This window comes from Pedococcus sp. P2_E4, from assembly GCF_056403935.1.
In genome coordinates, this window is the sequence record NZ_JBFUEO010000023.1 from 37929 (window position 1) to 55059 (window position 17131).

General features: G+C 71.7%; 16 protein-coding genes. 3 read left to right on the plus strand and 13 right to left on the minus strand.

Annotated features, from left to right (window positions below; all coding sequences use genetic code 11):
• Window positions 1-8 precede the first annotated feature (8 nt).
• Window positions 9-1043: a pantoate--beta-alanine ligase gene (gene panC, locus AC1DV7_RS12090; protein ID WP_477597374.1), complete on the minus strand. Its 1035-nt coding sequence runs from the start codon at window positions 1041-1043 to the stop codon at window positions 9-11.
• Entirely contained in the window at window positions 1040-1942 is a 903-nt protein-coding gene (locus AC1DV7_RS12095; protein ID WP_477597375.1) for a Rossmann-like and DUF2520 domain-containing protein, read from the minus strand. The genes panC and AC1DV7_RS12095 overlap by 4 nt, the downstream gene beginning before the upstream one ends.
• A gap of 82 nt (window positions 1943-2024) precedes the next feature.
• On the opposite strand from AC1DV7_RS12095, the gene AC1DV7_RS12100 reads away from it, so the two are divergent.
• Entirely contained in the window at window positions 2025-2963 is a 939-nt protein-coding gene (locus AC1DV7_RS12100; protein ID WP_477597376.1) for an SAM-dependent methyltransferase, read from the plus strand.
• On the opposite strand, the gene AC1DV7_RS12105 is transcribed toward AC1DV7_RS12100, so the two are convergent.
• Window positions 2947-4161 carry a cytochrome P450 gene (locus tag AC1DV7_RS12105; protein WP_477597377.1) on the minus strand — a complete coding sequence of 405 codons (1215 nt, stop codon included), beginning with the start codon at window positions 4159-4161 and terminating at the stop codon, window positions 2947-2949. The genes AC1DV7_RS12100 and AC1DV7_RS12105 overlap by 17 nt on opposite strands.
• Before the next feature lie 94 nt (window positions 4162-4255).
• Between AC1DV7_RS12105 and AC1DV7_RS12110 the strand changes: the two genes are divergently transcribed.
• Entirely contained in the window at window positions 4256-4813 is a 558-nt protein-coding gene (locus AC1DV7_RS12110) for a hypothetical protein (RefSeq protein ID WP_477597378.1), read from the plus strand.
• A 135-nt stretch (window positions 4814-4948) separates the two neighbouring features.
• Entirely contained in the window at window positions 4949-6082 is a 1134-nt protein-coding gene (locus AC1DV7_RS12115) for an NADH-quinone oxidoreductase subunit D (RefSeq protein ID WP_477597390.1), read from the plus strand.
• Between the two features lie 4 nt (window positions 6083-6086).
• Here AC1DV7_RS12115 and AC1DV7_RS12120 read toward each other — a convergent pair whose 3' ends face one another.
• The 10 genes from AC1DV7_RS12120 to AC1DV7_RS12165 form a co-directional block, all read right to left on the minus strand.
• Window positions 6087-6554, minus strand: coding sequence for a DUF3180 domain-containing protein (locus AC1DV7_RS12120; RefSeq protein WP_477597379.1), 468 nt, complete (start codon window positions 6552-6554; stop codon window positions 6087-6089).
• Window positions 6551-7435, minus strand: a complete 885-nt coding sequence (folK, locus tag AC1DV7_RS12125) for a 2-amino-4-hydroxy-6-hydroxymethyldihydropteridine diphosphokinase (RefSeq protein ID WP_477597380.1) — start codon at window positions 7433-7435, stop codon at window positions 6551-6553. The genes AC1DV7_RS12120 and folK overlap by 4 nt, the downstream gene beginning before the upstream one ends.
• 13 nt (window positions 7436-7448) lie before the next feature.
• Window positions 7449-8303, minus strand: a complete 855-nt coding sequence (folP, locus tag AC1DV7_RS12130; protein WP_477597381.1) for a dihydropteroate synthase — start codon at window positions 8301-8303, stop codon at window positions 7449-7451.
• A complete protein-coding gene (locus AC1DV7_RS12135) occupies window positions 8300-10030 on the minus strand; it encodes a phosphatidylglycerol lysyltransferase domain-containing protein (RefSeq protein ID WP_477597382.1) in 1731 nt (576 codons plus the stop codon). Before AC1DV7_RS12135 ends, folP begins: the two co-directional genes overlap by 4 nt.
• On the minus strand, window positions 10027-10620 hold the full coding sequence (gene folE, locus AC1DV7_RS12140; RefSeq protein ID WP_477597383.1) for a GTP cyclohydrolase I FolE: 594 nt from the start codon (window positions 10618-10620) through the stop codon (window positions 10027-10029). Before folE ends, AC1DV7_RS12135 begins: the two co-directional genes overlap by 4 nt.
• Window positions 10610-12706 (minus strand): ATP-dependent zinc metalloprotease FtsH, encoded by a 2097-nt coding sequence (gene ftsH / locus AC1DV7_RS12145; protein WP_477597384.1) that lies wholly within the window; start codon window positions 12704-12706, stop codon window positions 10610-10612. The genes folE and ftsH overlap by 11 nt, the downstream gene beginning before the upstream one ends.
• 190 nt (window positions 12707-12896) lie before the next feature.
• On the minus strand, window positions 12897-15269 hold the full coding sequence (ppsA, locus tag AC1DV7_RS12150) for a phosphoenolpyruvate synthase (protein WP_477597391.1): 2373 nt from the start codon (window positions 15267-15269) through the stop codon (window positions 12897-12899).
• 96 nt (window positions 15270-15365) lie between these two features.
• Complete coding sequence (locus tag AC1DV7_RS12155; RefSeq protein WP_477597385.1) at window positions 15366-16229, minus strand: pyruvate, water dikinase regulatory protein; 864 nt, start codon at window positions 16227-16229, stop codon at window positions 15366-15368.
• A gap of 4 nt (window positions 16230-16233) precedes the next feature.
• Window positions 16234-16785: a hypoxanthine phosphoribosyltransferase gene (gene hpt, locus AC1DV7_RS12160; protein ID WP_477597386.1), complete on the minus strand. Its 552-nt coding sequence runs from the start codon at window positions 16783-16785 to the stop codon at window positions 16234-16236.
• Window positions 16786-16820: 35 nt separating this feature from the next.
• On the minus strand, window positions 16821-17131 hold a 311-nt coding region (locus tag AC1DV7_RS12165; protein WP_477597387.1), incomplete at its 5' end, for a TilS substrate-binding domain-containing protein.

Below are 17131 nucleotides of genomic sequence, written 5' to 3' on the forward strand. Positions count from 1 at the left end.
GGGTCGAGCTAGCGGGTGGGGGCCGCCGAGGGCACGTCGGAGAAGACCTCCAACGCCCCGCCACCGGGGCCCACGGCAATCGGCATGTTGTCGATGAGCCGGGTCGTCCCGACCCGACCAGCGACGGCCAGCAGCGCCTCGCCGCGGTACCACTCGGGGACGTCCTCCAGCGTCGACGGGTGCACGAGGACGAGGTAGTCGATCAGGGCCAGCGGTTCGCGGACGAGCACGGCCCGGGCCGCACGCCTGATCGCGGACGGCCCCTCAGCGGCTGCAGCGGCGCCGGCCCGTAGCGCCGTGGACAGGCAGAGGGCGGTCTGCCGGTCCGACTCGGTCAGGTAGGTGTTGCGGCTGCTCATCGCCAAGCCGTCTGCCTCACGGACGGTCGGCACCGAGACGACCGTCGCCGGGAAGTCGATGTCGCGCACCATCCGCCGGATGAGCAGCAGCTGCTGGGCGTCCTTCTGGCCGTAGTACGCGGAGTCGGCGCGAGTGAGGTGCAACAGCTTGGCGACGACCGTCAGCATGCCGTCGAAGTGCCCGGGACGGGCCTGGCCCTCGAGGACGTTGCCCAGCGGGCCGGCCGAGATCCGCACCCCCGGGTCGCCGTCCTGGTAGATCACGTCGGGGGTGGGGGCGAACACGAGGTCGACCCCGGCCTTGCGGCAGATCTCCATGTCGGAGTCGAAGGTGCGGGGGTAGCGCGAGAGGTCCTCGCGGGGGCCGAACTGCAGCGGGTTGAGGAAGATCGTCACGACCACGTGCGCGGCGCGCTGCCGGGCCGTCTCGATCAGCCTGGCGTGACCCTCGTGCAGCGCGCCCATGGTCATGACGACCGCGACGTCGCCGTCGGTCAGCCGGGCGCGTGCGGCCTTCAGCTCGTCCCGGGTGCGGGCCACGACCGGGCCCGAGTCGGCCTCAGCCGGGTGGGGGGCGGTGGGGTCGGGAGCAGCGGAGTCGGGCGCAGCCGACCCGTCGGGACCGGCGGACTCGGCGAGGGGCTCGCGCGCCGGCGCGGTCGGCATAGCGGTGTGTTCGCTCAACGGGGTGGCTCCTGGTCGTTCGCGAGGATGTCCAGCAGGGGTTCGGCGACGTGGGGGCGCAGGCGCCCACTGGCGAGGGCACGCTCGGCGGTGGCCCTGGCGAGGGCGACGTAGGTCGGTCGCACGTCGGGGGTGAGGCTCTGAAGTTGTCGCAGGTGCTCGGCCACGGTACCCGCATCGCCGCGGGCGACGGGTCCGGTGAGAGCGGCGTCACCCGCGCGCAGCGTGTTGTCGAGCGAGGCCGCCACGAGGGGACCGAGGACCCGGGCCGGCTCGTCCACCCCGGCGGCCCGCAACGCCTGCAACGACTGGGAGACCAGGGTGACCAGGTGGTTCGCCCCGTGCGAGAGGGCTGCGTGGTACATCGGGCGGGCCGCCTCGTCGATCCACACCGGCTCGCCGCCGATCTCCAGCGCGAGCGCCTCGACGACGGGCCGCAACGGCTCCGGGGCAGTGACTCCGAAGCAGCAGTCCGCCAGCCGGTCGAGGTCGATCGCGGTGCCCGTGAAGGTCATGGCGGGGTGCATCGCGAGGCCCATGACGTGGTGCGGCAGGGCCGTGGCGTAGACCTCGAGCCCGTGCCGGCCCGAGGTGTGCACGGCCAGCTGCCCGGCCTGCCAGGAGCCGGTGGCCGCGAGCCCGGACACGAGGCCCTCGAGGGCGTCGTCGGGCACGGCCAGCAGCACCAGCTCGGCGGCGGCCACGACCTCTTCAGGCGTACGCACGGGCGTCCCCGGCAGCAGGTCGGCCGCACGGCCGCGCGACTCCTCGCTCACCCCCGACACCGCGACGATGCGGTGACCGGCGCGCTGCAGCGCCGCGCCGAGCACGGCACCGACCCGCCCTGCGCCGACCACGCCCACGTCGAGACGCGCGGGACGCTCACCGGCCGAAGTCACTCCCCCAACCTATCCCCCGGGTCGTGGGCGCGAGACGTGGCCATGGGCCCGCCCCAGGCACCCGACCTCGTAGGTTGGGCGCGTGGACTGGGAGCGCGCGTGGCACGAGGCGCTGTACGGACCGTCCGGCTTCTACCGCTCGGACGCCGGCCCCGCGGGGCACTTCAGCACTGCGACCCACGGCGCGACCGGCGCGGTCCTCGCCCGGGCCCTGGTCGCGATGGTCCACGAACGTGGCCTCACCGGCGTGGTCGACGTCGGGGCCGGGCGCGGCGAGCTGCTCACCCACCTGTATGCCGTGGAGCCGGGACTGCGGCTCACCGGCGTCGACGTCGTCTCGCGTCCCGGCGACCTGCCGGACGAGGTCTCGTGGCTCGAGTCACCCGGCGGAACGCTGCTGCCGGAAGGACTCACGGGTCTCACCGACGTCCTCGTCGTCGCCCACGAGTGGCTTGACGTCGTGCCGTGCCCGGTGGCGCGGGTCGACGAGCGCGGCGTGCTGCGTCGGCTCGTCGTCGACCCCCGCACCGGTGACGAGAGCGACGGCGCCCCCCTCGACGGTCACGGCCTGCGCTGGGTCGAAGAGCACTGGCCGGACCACGAGCCGGGCGCCCGGGTCGAGGTGGGGCTCAGCCGGGACCAGGCCTGGGCGGGCCTGCTGGGGCGCATCGACACAGGAGTCGCCCTCGCCGTGGACTACGGGCACACGCGGGCCAACCGGCCCGCCGCCCGAGGCACCCTCACGGCATACCGGCGCGGTCGGGAGACCGACCCCGTGCCGGACGGGACCTGCGACCTCACCGCCCACGTGGCGATGGACTCGCTCGACCACGACGAGCTCCTCGACCAGCGAACGGCGTTGCAGCACTTGGGAGTTCGCGCCTCGCATCCGGACCACGCCTTGGCCCGCACCGAGCCGGCGGTGTACCTGCGCGGCCTGGAGCGCGCCTCTGCGGCCGCAGCCCTGCTCGACCCGAACGGGTTCGGCGGGTTCCTCTGGGCGGTCAAGAGCGTGGGCTGACCTCGAGCCGCTCGAACCCGCGCAGGACGAACGTGGGCCGACGCTCGGCGCGGACGACCTCCAGGTCGGGGAACCGGCCCAGCAGGGTGCGCAGCGAGATCTCGAGCTCGAGGCGCGCCAGCGGTGCACCGATGCAGAAGTGGATGCCGGCACCGAAGGCCAGGTGCGGGTTCGGGTCGCGTGTCGGGTCGAAGCGGTCGGGGTCTGCGAACACGGCCGGGTCACGGTTCGCCGCGCCCAGCAGTGCGGCCACCTTGTCGCCCGGGCGGAGCACCACGCCAGCCACCTCGGCCTCCTCCTTGGCGGTCCGCTCGAACAGGTGCAGCGGCGAGTCGTGCCGCAGGAACTCCTCGACCAGCCGGCCCAGCGCCGCGTCGTCGGCGACGTCCACCGCCGTCCGGTCCGGAGCCGCGAGCCACGAGTGCAGGCCGTTGCCGAACCCGTTGACGCTCGCCTCGTGGCCGGCGTTGAGGAGGAGGACGGCGGTGGCTACGAGCTCGTGCGCCGACAGCCGGTCGGAGCCGTCTCGGGCCTGGACGAGGTCGGTCAACAGGTCGTCGCCCGGCGACTGGGCGCGCGCCGTGGCGAGCTCCTCGACGTAGGACGCGAAGGCTTCGCTCGCCGCCCGGGCGGCCTCCTCGTCCGCGGGGGTGCGGTCGACCTCGTACATGCGCACGATCGCCTGCGACCACGGGCGCAGGTGGTGGCGGTCCTCCTCCGGCACACCCAGCAGCTCGGCGATGACCAGCACGGGCAGCGGCTCGGCGTAGTCCGCGAGGACGTCGAACCCGCCGTCGGGCAGCTCGGCCAGCAGCCCCGCGGCCAGCTCCTCGATGCGCGGCGCGAGGCGCTGCACGTGACCCCGGCCGAACGCCCCTGCGACCAGCCGGCGCAGCCGGGTGTGCTTGGGCGGCTCGCTGTCCAGGATCGAGTCGGCGTGCAGCCAGTTGAACGTCTCCCACGCGTCCGCCGGGGCACGCTCGCCGAAGATGCGACCGAGCCTGCGGTCGCGCAGCACGGCGCCCGCCTCGGCGTGGCCCGAGGCCAGCCAGATGCCCATGCCCGAGTGCCAGGCCATCGGCGCGGCAGAGCGCAGCGAGGCGAGGTGCGGGTAGGGATCGGCGACGACGGTGGGGTCGCTGAGGTCGAGGTGGTCGGCGGCGTCGACCGAGGCGTTCGTGGTGGAGGCGTCTGGCACAGCTGCAGCCTGCCGCGTCGTCACGGTTTTGTCAGGCGGTCGGCAGGCGGGCAGACTGGATCGCTGCTGTACGTCGAAAGGACCCCCTGTCCCCATGAAGCACCAGCGCCGCCCCGCCATGCTCGCCCTGCTCTGCGCCGGCTCGGTCACCGTCCTCAGCGCCTGCGGCGGCCCGCCCCCGTCCGGCCAGGACGTGACGGTGACCGTCACCCCCACGGTCACGGCCTCGGGCCCGGCCAAGCCCACCACCCCCACCGTGCCAACCTCCGACGTCAAGGGACGCAAGTTCGACTTCGGCACGATCGTGAGCGCCAAGAAGGTCGCCGGGGTCATCGTCCTCGAGCTCGACCGCTGGACGTGGAAGAAGCTCGACGACGCCAAGCTCGCCCAGCAGGGTGTGCCGGTCGGGCCGTTCAAGGGTGACCCGCCCTACACGAACCAGAACGCCAAGCTCACCTACACGATCCCGGTCACCGCCGGCGCCAGGGTGCTGCAGCACCACTGTGTGGCGGCCGACCAGCCCCTGCAGACCAAGTCGGTGTCGGCTGACCAGCTGGCAGGCCTGGCGGACCGCGAGAACACCGTCCTCGTCACGCTCGACGCGCAGGGTCATGCCACCGCGGCCGAGAACATCCCCGGCTGCCCCGGCTGAGCCCGCTGCGCGTCGCGCGGTCCGGGTCCGCCGCGCGGTCCGGGTCCGCCAGCGCGGTCCGGGTCCGCCGGCGCGGCACTTCGGTAGGTTGAGGCCGTGACCACCACCGAGGGCCGGCGCGAGCTCACCGTCGGCATGGGCGCCGGCGGTCTCGCCACCGCCGACATGGTCCTCAACATCGGCCCGCAGCACCCGGCCACCCACGGCGTGCTGCGGCTGCGCATCGTCGTCGACGGCGAGCGCATCGTGTCGGCCGAGCCGATCGTGGGCTACATGCACCGCGGCGCCGAGAAGCTCTTCGAGGTGCGCGACTACCGCCAGATCATCGTGCTGGCCAACCGGCACGACTGGCTGTCGGCGTTCTCCTCCGAGCTCGGGGTCGTCCTCGGGGTGGAGCGGATGCTCGGCATGGAGGTGCCGCAGCGGGCGGTCTGGGCCCGGACCCTGCTCGCCGAGCTCAACCGGGTGCTCAACCACCTGATGTTCCTCGGCTCCTACCCCCTCGAGCTCGGCGCCATCACCCCGATCTTCTACGCGTTCCGCGAGCGGGAGGAGCTCCAGGCGGTCATGGAGGAGGCGTCCGGTGGTCGGATGCACTACATGTTCAACCGCGTCGGCGGGCTGAAGGAGGACCTCCCCCTGGGTTGGCTCGACCGCGTGGCGTCTGCCGTGTCGGCCGTCCGCGGCCGACTGCCGGACCTCGAGGCGATGGTCGTGGGCAACGAGATCCTCGAGGCGCGCACGCGCGGCGTGGGGGTGCTGTCGCCGGAAACCATTGCAGCACATGGGGTCTCAGGTCCGATCGCCCGCGCCTCGGGAGTCGACATGGACCTGCGCAGGGACGAGCCCTACCTCGCCTACGCCGAGCTGTTCGCGCCCGGCGGCCCCGGTCGCGTCGTCACGCGCACCGCCGGCGACTGCCTCTCCCGCCTCGAGGTGCTGCTCGAGCAGACGCGGGTCAGCCTGGACCTCGCGGACGCCTGCCTCGACCGGCTGCGGTCACTGCCGCAGGGGCCGGTCAACGTCAAGCTGCCCAAGGTCCTCAAGGTGCCCGAGGGCGACCTCTACACCGCCACCGAGAACCCCTTGGGGTTCAACGGCTACTACCTCGTCTCGCGCGGCGACAAGACGCCGTGGCGGCTCAAGCTGCGCTCGGCGTCGTTCAACAACGTGTCGGTGCTCGGCGAGGTCCTGCCCGGCAACCTGGTCGCCGACATGGTCGCGATCCTGGGCTCGATGTTCTTCGTCGTCGGGGACATCGACAAGTAGCCCCTCAGTCGTCGTCGTCCTTGCGGGGCGGGTCGACGCGGCACATGTGTTGGGTCAGCATGCCGGCCGTCGCGAGGACCAGAGCACCCACGGACAGCGCCACGAGGCGCCACAGCAGCTCGCGGTAACCCGGCAGCTGCAGGTCGGCGAGCGCGTGCACTGCCTGGGCGGCATACCACCCGAACACGCCCGCCCCGGTCAGCGCGGCGGCCTGGGCGAGCACCAGCGTGCGTGCCGCGCGCAGCGGGTTGAGCGACTTGCGCGCCTCGCCGCGCAGGAACCGGCGCACCGGCAGGCCGGCGGCGACCACGAGCGAGGCCATCGCGACCAGCAGGACCAGGGACACCCACGAGACCGGCCCGAGCAGGCGGCCGGAGTTGAGGTAGAGCCGCCAGCCGAGCCACCCCAGCATCGCGACCACGAGGGCCACGCCGGCCAGGTGGGCCCAGCGCAGGCCGTGCCCCTCGTTCACCACGGCCCCTCCAGGAGGTCGACGTCGGGCCCGGGGCGCACCCCGGAGGTGTCGAGCCCCGCGACCAGGTCTGCGACCCGGCGCACCTGTCCGTCGACCCGCAGCGCGGCCTCGGGCTCGGCCTTGAGCCAGGGGATGAGGACGAACGCCCGCTGGTGCGCCCGCGGGTGCGGCAGCGTCAGGTGGGGGCTCGCCATGCGGACGTCCGTGTCGAACACGGGGTCGCCGTACTGGATGAGGTCGAGGTCGAGGGTGCGCGGGCCCCAGTGGACCTCGCGGGTGCGGCCGTGCTCACGCTCGATGTCGTGCAGGCTCGCGAGCAGGGACGCCGGCGCCAGGTGGGTCGTGCCCGTGACCACCGCGTTGAGGTATGCCGGCTGGTCGGGTCCGCCGACCGGGTCCGTCTCGACCAGGGGCGAGACCTCGACGATGTCGATCAGGCCGTACAGGGCGATCGTGGCGTCGTGGAGCGTCTCGACCGAGTCGCCGATGTTGGAGCCCATCGCGATGACGACCGGCGTCTGCCGCTCCCGCACGACGCGGACCTGCACGTCGGTGAACGGGTGCCCCACCGGCGCCTCGGGCTTGTGCACCACGACCTCGACGGCCTCGACGAGCGGGCGCGACAGCACGCGGTCGGCGATGCGCGCGGCCAGGGCCTCGATCAGGTCGAGCGACTCGCCCTCGATGAGGGCGACGACGTCACCGGCGACCTCGGCGTAGTTGACCGTGTCCGTGAGGTCGTCGCTGGCACCGGCGGCCGCCAGGTTGACGTCCATCGTCACGTCGACGACGAAGGTCTGGCCGTCGCGCTTCTCGAAGTCGAGCACGCCGTGGAAGCCACGCGCGGAGATCCCCCGGAGGACGATCTGGTCGGTCATCGGGTCACCTGCATCAGTCGGCCTCCTTGATGGCCTGGGCGACGCGCAGGGCGTCGAGGGTCGAGGGCACGTGGTGGACCCGTACGGCCCAGGCGGACATCATCGCCGCGTGCACCGACGTCGCAGCCGTCTGCACGTCCCGGTCGAGAGGGGGTCTGGGCTCGGCTCCGTCGGGCACACCGAGGCGACCCAGGAAGGTCTTGCGCGAGGTCCCCACGAGCACCGGGTGCCCGAGGGCGATGACCTCGTCGAGGCGCCTCAGCAGGGACCAGTTGTGGGCTGCCGTCTTGGCGAAGCCGAAGCCCGGGTCGAGGACCAGCCGATCGGCCAGGATGCCTTGCGCCACCAGGGTCTCGGCACGTTTGGCGAGCTCGGCGCAGACGTCTGCGACGACGTCGTCGTAGGTGGCCCGCGCCTGCATGTCGACGCTGTGGCCCCGCCAGTGCATCGCGATGAACGGGACCCCGGCGGCGGCGACGACCCCTGCCATCTGCGGGTCCGCCAGACCGCCGCTGACGTCGTTGACGACCGCCGCGCCCGCGTCGAGGGCAGCGGCTGCCACGGACGCTCGCATGGTGTCGACCGACACCATCGCCCCGTCGGCCGCCAGCGCCGTGACGACGGGGACGACCCGCCGCAGCTCCTCGTCGAGCGACGGCCGCTGGGCACCCGGCCGGGTGGACTCCCCGCCGATGTCCAGGATGTCGGCCCCCTGCTCGCGCAGCTCGCGCCCGTGCGCGATCGCGGCCGACGGCTCGAACCACTGGCCGCCGTCGCTGAACGAGTCCGGCGTGACGTTGACGACGCCCATCACCACGGGCAGGCCGTCGTCGCGCCGCAGGGGCCACCCGGGGAAACCGCCGCTCATGCCGCACCCCCGAGCCGGCCGAGGCGACCCAGTCGCGGCCACGTGAGGAACGCCTCCGCCTCGAGCGCAGCCAGCGCGACCCGGGGCAGGTCGGACCCGGTGGGGTAGACGAGGAAGCGCGGCTGCCAGGTCGGCTGGAACTTGGCGTTGAACCGGTAGAGGCTCTCGATCTGGAGCCAGCGTGACGCGAACAGCAGCACCCGTCGCCAGATCTTGAGCACCGGCCCGGCGCCCAGCTTCTCGCCGCGCTCGAGGGCCGAGCGGAAGGCCGCGAAGTTGAGCGAGACCCGCTGCACGCCCAGCGCGGGGGCGGCCCGCAGGGCCTCGGCAATCATCAGCTCGTTGACCCCGGCGTCGGCGGCCGAGTCGCGGCGCATCACGTCCAGCGACATGCCGTCAGCCCCCCAGGGCACGAACTGCAGGAACGCCCGGACGACGCCCTCGTGGCGGGCCGTGACGACGACGCAGTCGGGGTCGGCTCCGTCGAGCAGGCGCCCCAGCGCCATCGAGAAGCCGCGTTCGGTGTCGGACGAGCGCCAGGCGGCGGCATCGCGCAGGGCGAGCTCGCGCAGGGCGGGCGCGACGTCACGCACCCGCTGCACCTCCACGGCATACCCCGCTCGCGAGACCCGGCCGACCATCTGGCGCACGTTGCGCATCGGACGGCCCTCCAGGGTGAAGCGCGTGGTGTCGACCACCGCCTCGTCGCCCAGCTCGAGCGCTGACCAGCCGGTCTCGCGCACCCACACGGTGCCGGCCTGCTCGGAGCACCCGAGCACGGCAGGGGTCCAGGCGTGGGCGGCGGCCTCCTCGACGAAGGCCCGCATCGCGCCCGGCCAGGCCTCGGGGTCACCCACCGGGTCCCCACTGGCCAGCATGACCCCCGAGACGACCCGGTAGGCGACGGCGGCCTTGCCCGAGGACGACCAGATGACCGACTTGTCGTGGCGGGTGTTGAAGTAGGCCAGCGAGTCCGAGTGCCGCGTCATGAGCTCGCGCAGCCTGGCCTCGTCGTCGAGGGTGAGCTCGGGAGCGGGCTCCGGCGGCCGCAGCGCGAGGTAGACGGTCGTCAGCAGCGTCATCAGGCCGAGCCCGAGCAGCACGGACCCCACGATGTCGGCGGACCGGTCGCGGGAGAACACCAGCGGCCCCGACAGGCCCACGAAACCGGCGAAGACCTCCTGGAGCACCGCGCCGACCCCCGGGCGGCCCCCGACGACCTCACGGCCGTTGAGCAGCACCACCGTGACACCCGCCGCCACCGAGACGACGGCGAGGATCACGAAGACGCGCACGGCGCGCCAGCGCGTGGTCGGGTCGCCGAGGGCCCGGAACTGGGAGCGGTGACGCACCAGCAGCACCAGCCCCACGAGGGACACCAGCCCTGAGAGCGGCTCGAGCTTGACCGTGTGCAGCACGACCGAGACGACCAGCAGCACGACGGCCGCGCGCCAGGCGCGCTTCTTGCGGCGCTTGAGGGAGTGCCCCAGGACGACCAGCAGGATGCCCGACACGACCGTCGCGGCGGCGGCCGCGTCGGACAGCGCGCCCGGCAGCACCTCGGTCAGCTCCGCCAGGCGCACCCGCCAGGAGTGCAGGAGCCCGGTGAGCAGGTCGACCGCCCCGACGACATACGTGAGGTTGCCGAGCAGGCGCGGCGCCCGCGAGGCCGTGAGTATGCCGGGGAGCCGGCCGGAGGGGGTACGAGCAGGTGAGCTGGTGCTCACCGCTTGCCGCCCAGCAGCAGCGACATCGCCTCCGCGCGGGTCGCGGGGTCGCGCAGCTGCCCGCGGACGGCCGAGGTGATGGTGCGGGACCCGGGCTTGCGGATGCCGCGCATCGACATGCACAGGTGCTCGCACTCGATGATGACGATGACTCCCTGCGCGCCCAGGTGGGTGCACAGCGCGTCCGCGACCTGCGTCGTGAGGCGCTCCTGGACCTGGGGACGGCGGGCGTACATCTCGACGAGGCGGGCCATCTTGGACAGCCCGGTCACGCGGCCGTCCTTGGCAGGGATGTAGCCGACGTGGGCGACGCCGTGGAACGGCACGAGGTGGTGCTCGCACATCGAGAAGACCTCGATGTCGCGCACCAGGATCATCTCCTCGTGGTCGATCTCGAAGGTCTTGGAGAGCACCTCACCGGCGTCGAGCGCCAGGCCCGCGAAGAACTCGCCGTACGCGCGGGCCACCCGGCCCGGCGTCTCGACGAGGCCGTCGCGGTCGGGGTCCTCGCCCACGGCGATCAGCAGCTCACGGACCGCTGCCTCCGCCCGCGCGACGTCGACCGGGTGGCGTCGCTCGTCAGTGGCCATTCGGATCGACCTGGCCGCCTTCGGGCACCTCGATGACCTGGGTCGGCGGGTGCTCCTCGGTCTTGACCGCCCCGGCCTCGGCAGCCCGGTCGATCGCCTCGGCGGTCTCGGCGTTGGAGCCGGCGGACTCGTGCCCACCGGGAGCGGAGCCGTTGAGCGCGGCCTTCTCGGCCGGGGTCAGGACCGGCGGCTGGCTGGACAGGTGACGCGCCTCGCTGGACAGCCAGGTGGGGCGCAGCGGCCGCTTGCGGACGGGGGCGAACAGCTCGGCGAGCTCCTTGGCGTTGAGCGTCTCGTGCTCGAGGAGGTCGAGGACGAGCTTGTCGAGGATGTCGCGGTTGTCGTTGATGACGTGCCACGCCTCGTCGTGGGCCGCGTCGATGAGCTTGCGGACCTCCTCGTCGACGATGCTCGCGACCTCCTCGGAGTAGTCGCGCTGGTGTCCCATGTCGCGACCGAGGAAGACCTCGCCCTGGCTCTGGCCCAGCTTGATGGCGCCGACGCGCTCGCTCATGCCGTACTCGGTCACCATCTTGCGGGCCATGGCGGTGGCCTTCTCGATGTCGTTGGAGGCGCCGGTGGTGGGGTCGTGGAAGACGACCTCCTCGGCGACGCGGCCACCCATGGCGTAGGAGAGCTGGTCGAGGATCTCGTTGCGCGTGGTGGAGTACTTGTCGTCGGTCGGCATGACCATCGTGTAGCCGAGGGCCCGGCCGCGCGGCAGGATCGTCACCTTGGTGACCGGGTCCGTGTGGTTCATCGCCGAGGCGACGAGGGCGTGCCCACCCTCGTGGTAGGCCGTGATCTTGCGCTCCTTGGCGGACATGATCCGGGTGCGCTTCTGGGGACCGGCGATGACACGGTCGATCGCCTCGTCGAGGGCGGCGTCGTCGATCAGCTTGCGGTCACCACGAGCCGTGAGCAGCGCGGCCTCGTTGAGGACGTTGGCCAGGTCGGCGCCCGTGAAGCCGGGGGTGCGACGCGCGACGGCGAGCAGGTCGACACCCGTGGCCATCGGCTTGCCCTGGGAGTGCACCTCGAGGATGCGGTGACGGCCGATCATGTCGGGGGCCTCGACGGCGATCTGGCGGTCGAAGCGACCGGGACGCAGCAGGGCGGGGTCGAGGATGTCGGGCCGGTTGGTGGCCGCGATCAGGATGACGTTGGTCTTGACGTCGAAGCCGTCCATCTCGACGAGCAGCTGGTTGAGGGTCTGCTCGCGCTCGTCGTGGCCACCGCCGAGGCCCGCGCCGCGGTGCCGGCCGACGGCGTCGATCTCGTCGACGAAGATGATGGCGGGGGCATTGGCCTTGGCCTGCTCGAAGAGGTCGCGGACCCGCGAGGCGCCCACACCGACGAACATCTCGACGAAGTCCGAGCCGGAGATCGAGTAGAACGGGACCCCGGCCTCACCGGCCACGGAGCGGGCCAGCAGGGTCTTGCCGGTGCCGGGAGGGCCGTAGAGCAGGACGCCCTTGGGGATCTTGGCCCCGACGGCCAGGAACTTGGCTGGCTCGGCCAGGAACTCCTTGATCTCGTGGAGCTCCTCGACGGCCTCGTCGGCCCCCGCGACGTCCGCGAAGGTGACCTTGGGGGTGTCCTTGGTCGCGAGCTTGGCCTTGGACTTGCCGAACTGCATGACGCGCGAGCCGCCGCCCTGCATCTGGTTCATGAGGAACCAGAACAGGCCGAGCAGGATGATGATCGGCAGCAGGGACCCGAGCAGGGCCAGCAGCGGGTTGCTGTCCTTGATCTGCTGGTTGACGCCACCGGGGGGCGGGTTGTCCTTGAGCAGCTGGATGAAGCCGGGGCCGGCCGCCTCGACGTACTGGGTGCGGACCTTGGTGGCGTCCTTGACGTTCTTGCCGTCGGAGTACGCCTGGCCGTTCTTGAGCTCCAGGTCGACGACCTCGTTGTTGGTGACGACGACCCGCTCGACCTTCTTCTCCGTGATCAGCTGCTGGGCTGCGGAGGTGTCGATGCGCGTGTAGCCGCCGGTGTCACTGAACGTGAACACCATCAACGTGATCGCGATGATCGCGACCACCCAGAACAGTGGGGCCCGAAGGATGCGCTTGAAATCCATGTGTGTAGCGGGGCTGGGCGCCCCGTGCCTCCTGCTCGATCAGCCTGCGCGTGCACGCCCGGCCTGGGCGTGACGATGCCACGACGGTACTACGGCGGTGGCGGCGCCGTTCCTGCTGCTCAACGACCTGCACAACGTGCCTGGCCCACCGCGTGTTCCGCGGTGGGCCAGGCACCTGTGCGCGCGCAGGTCAGGAGACCGGCTCCTGGGCGTGCTTGGCCAGCCGCAGCCACGTCTCGACCACCGTGTCGGGGTTGAGCGACATCGACTCGATGCCCTGGTCGAGCAGCCAGTCGGCCAGGTCGGGGTGGTCCGACGGGCCCTGACCGCAGATGCCGACGTACTTGCCACGGGCCTTGCACGCCTCGATCGCCATGCTGAGCATCTTCTTGACCGCGGGGTCCCGCTCGTCGAAGCTGCCGGCCACGAGTGAGGAGTCGCGGTCGAGCCCGAGCGTCAGCTGGGTGAGGTCGTTCGAGCCGATCGAGAAGCCGTCGAAGTGGTCAAGGAACGCGTCGGCGTTCACCGCGTTCGACGGGACCTCGCACATCATGACGACCTGGAGGTCGTTGTCGCCGCGGCGCAGGCCGTTCTGGCCGAGCAGGTCGATCACTCCCTCCGCCTCGGCCAGCGTGCGCACGAATGGGATCATCACCTTGACGTTGGTCAGGCCCATCTCGTCGCGGACCAGCCGCATCGCCTCGCACTCCATCGCGAAGCACTCCGCGAAGTCCGCCGACAGGTACCGCGCCGCGCCGCGGTAGCCGATCATCGGGTTCTCCTCGTTCGGCTCGTAGCGGGCCCCACCCAGCAGCCCGGCATACTCGTTGGACTTGAAGTCGGACATCCGCACGATCACGGGCTCGGGCGCGAACGCCGCCGCCAGCATCGAGATGCCCTCGGCGACGCGCTTGACGAAGTAGTCACGCGGGCTCTCGTAGGCCGCGATGAGGCCCTCGATCTCGGACTTGATCCCCGGCTCCTGGTCGTCGAGCTCGAGCAGCGCCCGCGGGTGGATCCCGATCTGGCGGTTGATGATGAACTCCAGCCGGGCCAGGCCGATCCCCCGGTGCGGCAGGCGGGAGAACTCGAAGGCCTGCTCGGGCGTCCCGACGTTCATCATGATCTTGACCGGCACGTCCGGCATGTCGTCGAGCTCGGTCTCGGTGACCGAGAACTTCTGCAGCCCGTCGTAGACCAGACCAGTGTCGCCCTCGGCACACGAGACCGTGACCTCCTGCCCGTCGGCCAGGTCGTGCGTCGCCGAGCCGGTGCCCACGACCGCGGGGATGCCGAGCTCGCGGGCGATGATGGCGGCGTGGCAGGTGCGGCCACCGCGGTTGGTGACGATCGCGCTCGCCCTCTTCATGATCGGCTCCCAGTCGGGGTCGGTCATGTCGGCGACGAGCACCTCGCCGGGCTTGAACTCGTGCATCGCCGCGTGGGACGTCAGCACGCGCACGGCGCCTGCTCCGATCTTCTGGCCGATGGCACGCCCCTCGACCAGCACCGGGCCGCGCTCGTCCATCCGGAACCGCTGCAGGGTCGAGCCCGACTGCCGCGACTTCACCGTCTCGGGACGCGCCTGGAGGATGTAGAGCAAGCCGTCGACGCCGTCCTTGCCCCACTCGATGTCCATCGGGCGGCCGTAGTGCTCCTCGATCTTGAGGGCGTGCTCGGCGAGCTCGGTCACCTCGGCGTCGGTGAGGCTGAGGCGGGCGCTGTCGGCGGGGTCGACGTCGACGAAGTCGATCGACCGGCCGACCTCGGAGTCCTGGGTGTAGACCATCTTGGTCGCCTTGCCGCCCACGCCGCGCTTGAGGATCGCGGGACGCCCGGCCCGCAGGGCGGGCTTGTAGACGTAGAACTCGTCAGGGTTGACCGCGCCCTGCACGACCGCCTCGCCGAGGCCGTAGCTGCTGGTCACGAAGACGGCGTCGGGGAAGCCGGACTCGGTGTCGATGGTGAACATCACGCCGGAGGAGCCGATGTCGGAGCGCACCATGCGCTGGATGCCCGCGGACAGCGCGACCGCCTCGTGGTCATAGCTGCTGTGCACGCGGTAGGCGATGGCGCGGTCGTTGTAGAGCGAGGCGAAGACGCGCTTGATCGCGAGCAGGATGTTGTCGATCCCCCGCACGTTGAGGAAGGTCTCCTGCTGCCCGGCGAACGACGCGTCGGGCATGTCCTCCGCCGTGGCGCTGGATCGCACCGCCCAGCTGACCTCGTCGCCGGTGTCGCCGACGAGCCGCTCGTAGGCAGCGCGGATGTCGCTCTCGAGGTCCTCCGGGAAGGGCTGCTGCTCGACCGACTCGCGGATCTGGCTGCCCGCGAGCGCCAGCGCCCGGGTGTCCTCGACGTCGAGGTCGGTGAGGACGGCGTTGATCCGGTCGGCCAGGCCCTCGTGCGACAGGAAGCGGCGGTAGGCGTCGGCCGTCGTCGCGAAGCCGTCGGGCACGCGCACTCCTGCCTTGGACAGGTGCTGCACCATCTCACCGAGCGAGGCGTTCTTGCCCCCCACCGTCTCGACGTCGTGCAGGCCAAGGTCGGCGAACCAGGCGATGTTGGCGGCCGACTCGGCGGAGTCGGTGCCGGGGTCGGTGCCGGCGTCGTTGCCGGTCGGGGTGCCGCTCACGGCGTTCCTTTCGTCAGCTCGGCGCTAGCCGAGGTTGGGCAGGCGGCTGCTCTGCATGATGACGGCAGCCATCTCCTCCACGGACATGGAGGCGGAGTTGATCGAGGGGATCCGGTGGGCCCGGTACATCGCCTCCGCGCGGCGCAGCTCGAAGCTGCACTGGGCGAGACTGGCATAGGTCGACCCCGGCCGCCGCTCGCCGCGCACCTGGCTGAGCCGGGCCGCGGTGGACAGCAGGCCGAAGCAGCGGTCACCGAGGTCCTTGATGGGTCGGGGCAGGTTGCCGGTGTCGAAGTCCTCGGGGACCAGGGGGTAGTTGGCCACCTTGAGCCCGTGCTGCAGGGCGAGGTACATCGACGTCGGCGTCTTGCCGCACCGGGAGGGTGCGACGAGGATCAGGTCGGCCTGCTCGAGGTTGCGCAGGCTGGCGCCGTCGTCGTGCTCCATCGCGAACTCGATGGCCTTCATCCGCAGGTCGTAGCGGCGGGTGTCTCCGACGCCGTGCAGCGCCCCGACGCCGTGGGTCGCGTTGACGTGCAGGACGCGCTCGACGGTGTCGAGGTGGGACCCGAACAGGTCGATGAACGCGCACTGGGTGCGCTGCAGCTCCTTGCGGACCTCCTCGTCGGACACCGTCGAGAACACCAGGGGGGTGACGGAGTCGGTCATGGCGGCGTCGAGCTCCTCGACCACGACCCTGGCCTGCTCGACCGTCGTGATGAAGGGGATCTTGCGGCGGGCGAACCGAAGGGTCGGGAACTGGGCCAGCATGAGGTTGCCGAGCGTCTCGGCGGAGATCCCGGTGCCGCCCGCCAGGAAGAACACCGGCGTGGGCGCGGGGGTCGCGGGAGCCACGGAGGTCACGTCGCTGTGGACCGTGGGCGCCATGGCGTCAGGCGTAGACGTGGGGGGCCAGCGTGCCGACGACCCGCAGGTTGCGGTACTGCTCGGCGTAGTCGAGGCCGTAGCCGACGACGAACTCGTTGGGGATGTCGAACCCGACCCACTTGACGTCGATCTCGACCTTGGCCGCCTCCGGCTTGCGCAGCAGCGTGCAGATCTCGACCGAGGCCGGGGAGCGGGACTCGAGGTTGGACTTGATCCACGACAGGGTCAGCCCGGAGTCGACGATGTCCTCGACGATCAGCACGTGCTTGCCGCTGATGTCGGTGTCGAGGTCCTTGAGGATCCGCACGACGCCCGAGGACTTGGTGCCGGAGCCGTAGGACGAGACGGCCATCCAGTCGACGGGGGCGGTGCCCGGGAGCGCCCGGGACAGGTCTGCCATAACCATGACGGCGCCCTTGAGGACCCCGACCAGCAGGAGGTCCTTGCCTGCGTACTCCGCCCAGATCTCGGTCGCGAGCTCGTCGAGCCGGCTGTGGATCTCCTCCTCGGTGATGAGGACCTTCTCGAGATCGGCTCCCATGTGGGCAGCGTCCACGGCACAACTCCTAGGTCGATGGCTCCGGTGCGAGGCTATTCAACCCGAGCCCGCGACGCGATGGATACCCGGCCACCGGATCGGGTGACCCTCAGGTCGCCGGGCAGGTGGGCCGGGCCCTGCCCGTGCCAGTGGGTGAGCAGGGCGTCACATGCCTCGGTATGACGGGTGCCCACCTGCCCGGGCGGCGCGCCCGCCGCGATGGCGAGCCGGCGCCATACGCGCGTGCGCACGGGGCGGGGCAGCGCGGACAGCGCGTCGACCTCCCAGGGGCCGGCCCCGAGGGACGTGACCGCCGCCGCCGCGAGCTCGTCGAGGAGGTCGGCGTCCTCGCGCAGCTGGGCGG

Excerpts from the sequence above, each read along its gene's own strand:
- AC1DV7_RS12110 (WP_477597378.1), top strand. The coding sequence starts at position 4,256 with ATGAAGCACCAGCGCCGCCCCGCCATGCTCGCCCTGCTCTGCGCCGGC.
- AC1DV7_RS12115 (WP_477597390.1), top strand. The coding sequence starts at position 4,949 with ATGGGCGCCGGCGGTCTCGCCACCGCCGACATGGTCCTCAACATCGGC.
- folK (WP_477597380.1), bottom strand. The coding sequence starts at position 7,435 with ATGACCGACCAGATCGTCCTCCGGGGGATCTCCGCGCGTGGCTTCCAC.
- folP (WP_477597381.1), bottom strand. The coding sequence starts at position 8,303 with ATGAGCGGCGGTTTCCCCGGGTGGCCCCTGCGGCGCGACGACGGCCTG.
- folE (WP_477597383.1), bottom strand. The coding sequence starts at position 10,620 with ATGGCCACTGACGAGCGACGCCACCCGGTCGACGTCGCGCGGGCGGAG.
- ftsH (WP_477597384.1), bottom strand. The coding sequence starts at position 12,706 with ATGGATTTCAAGCGCATCCTTCGGGCCCCACTGTTCTGGGTGGTCGCG.
- AC1DV7_RS12155 (WP_477597385.1), bottom strand. The coding sequence starts at position 16,229 with ATGGCGCCCACGGTCCACAGCGACGTGACCTCCGTGGCTCCCGCGACC.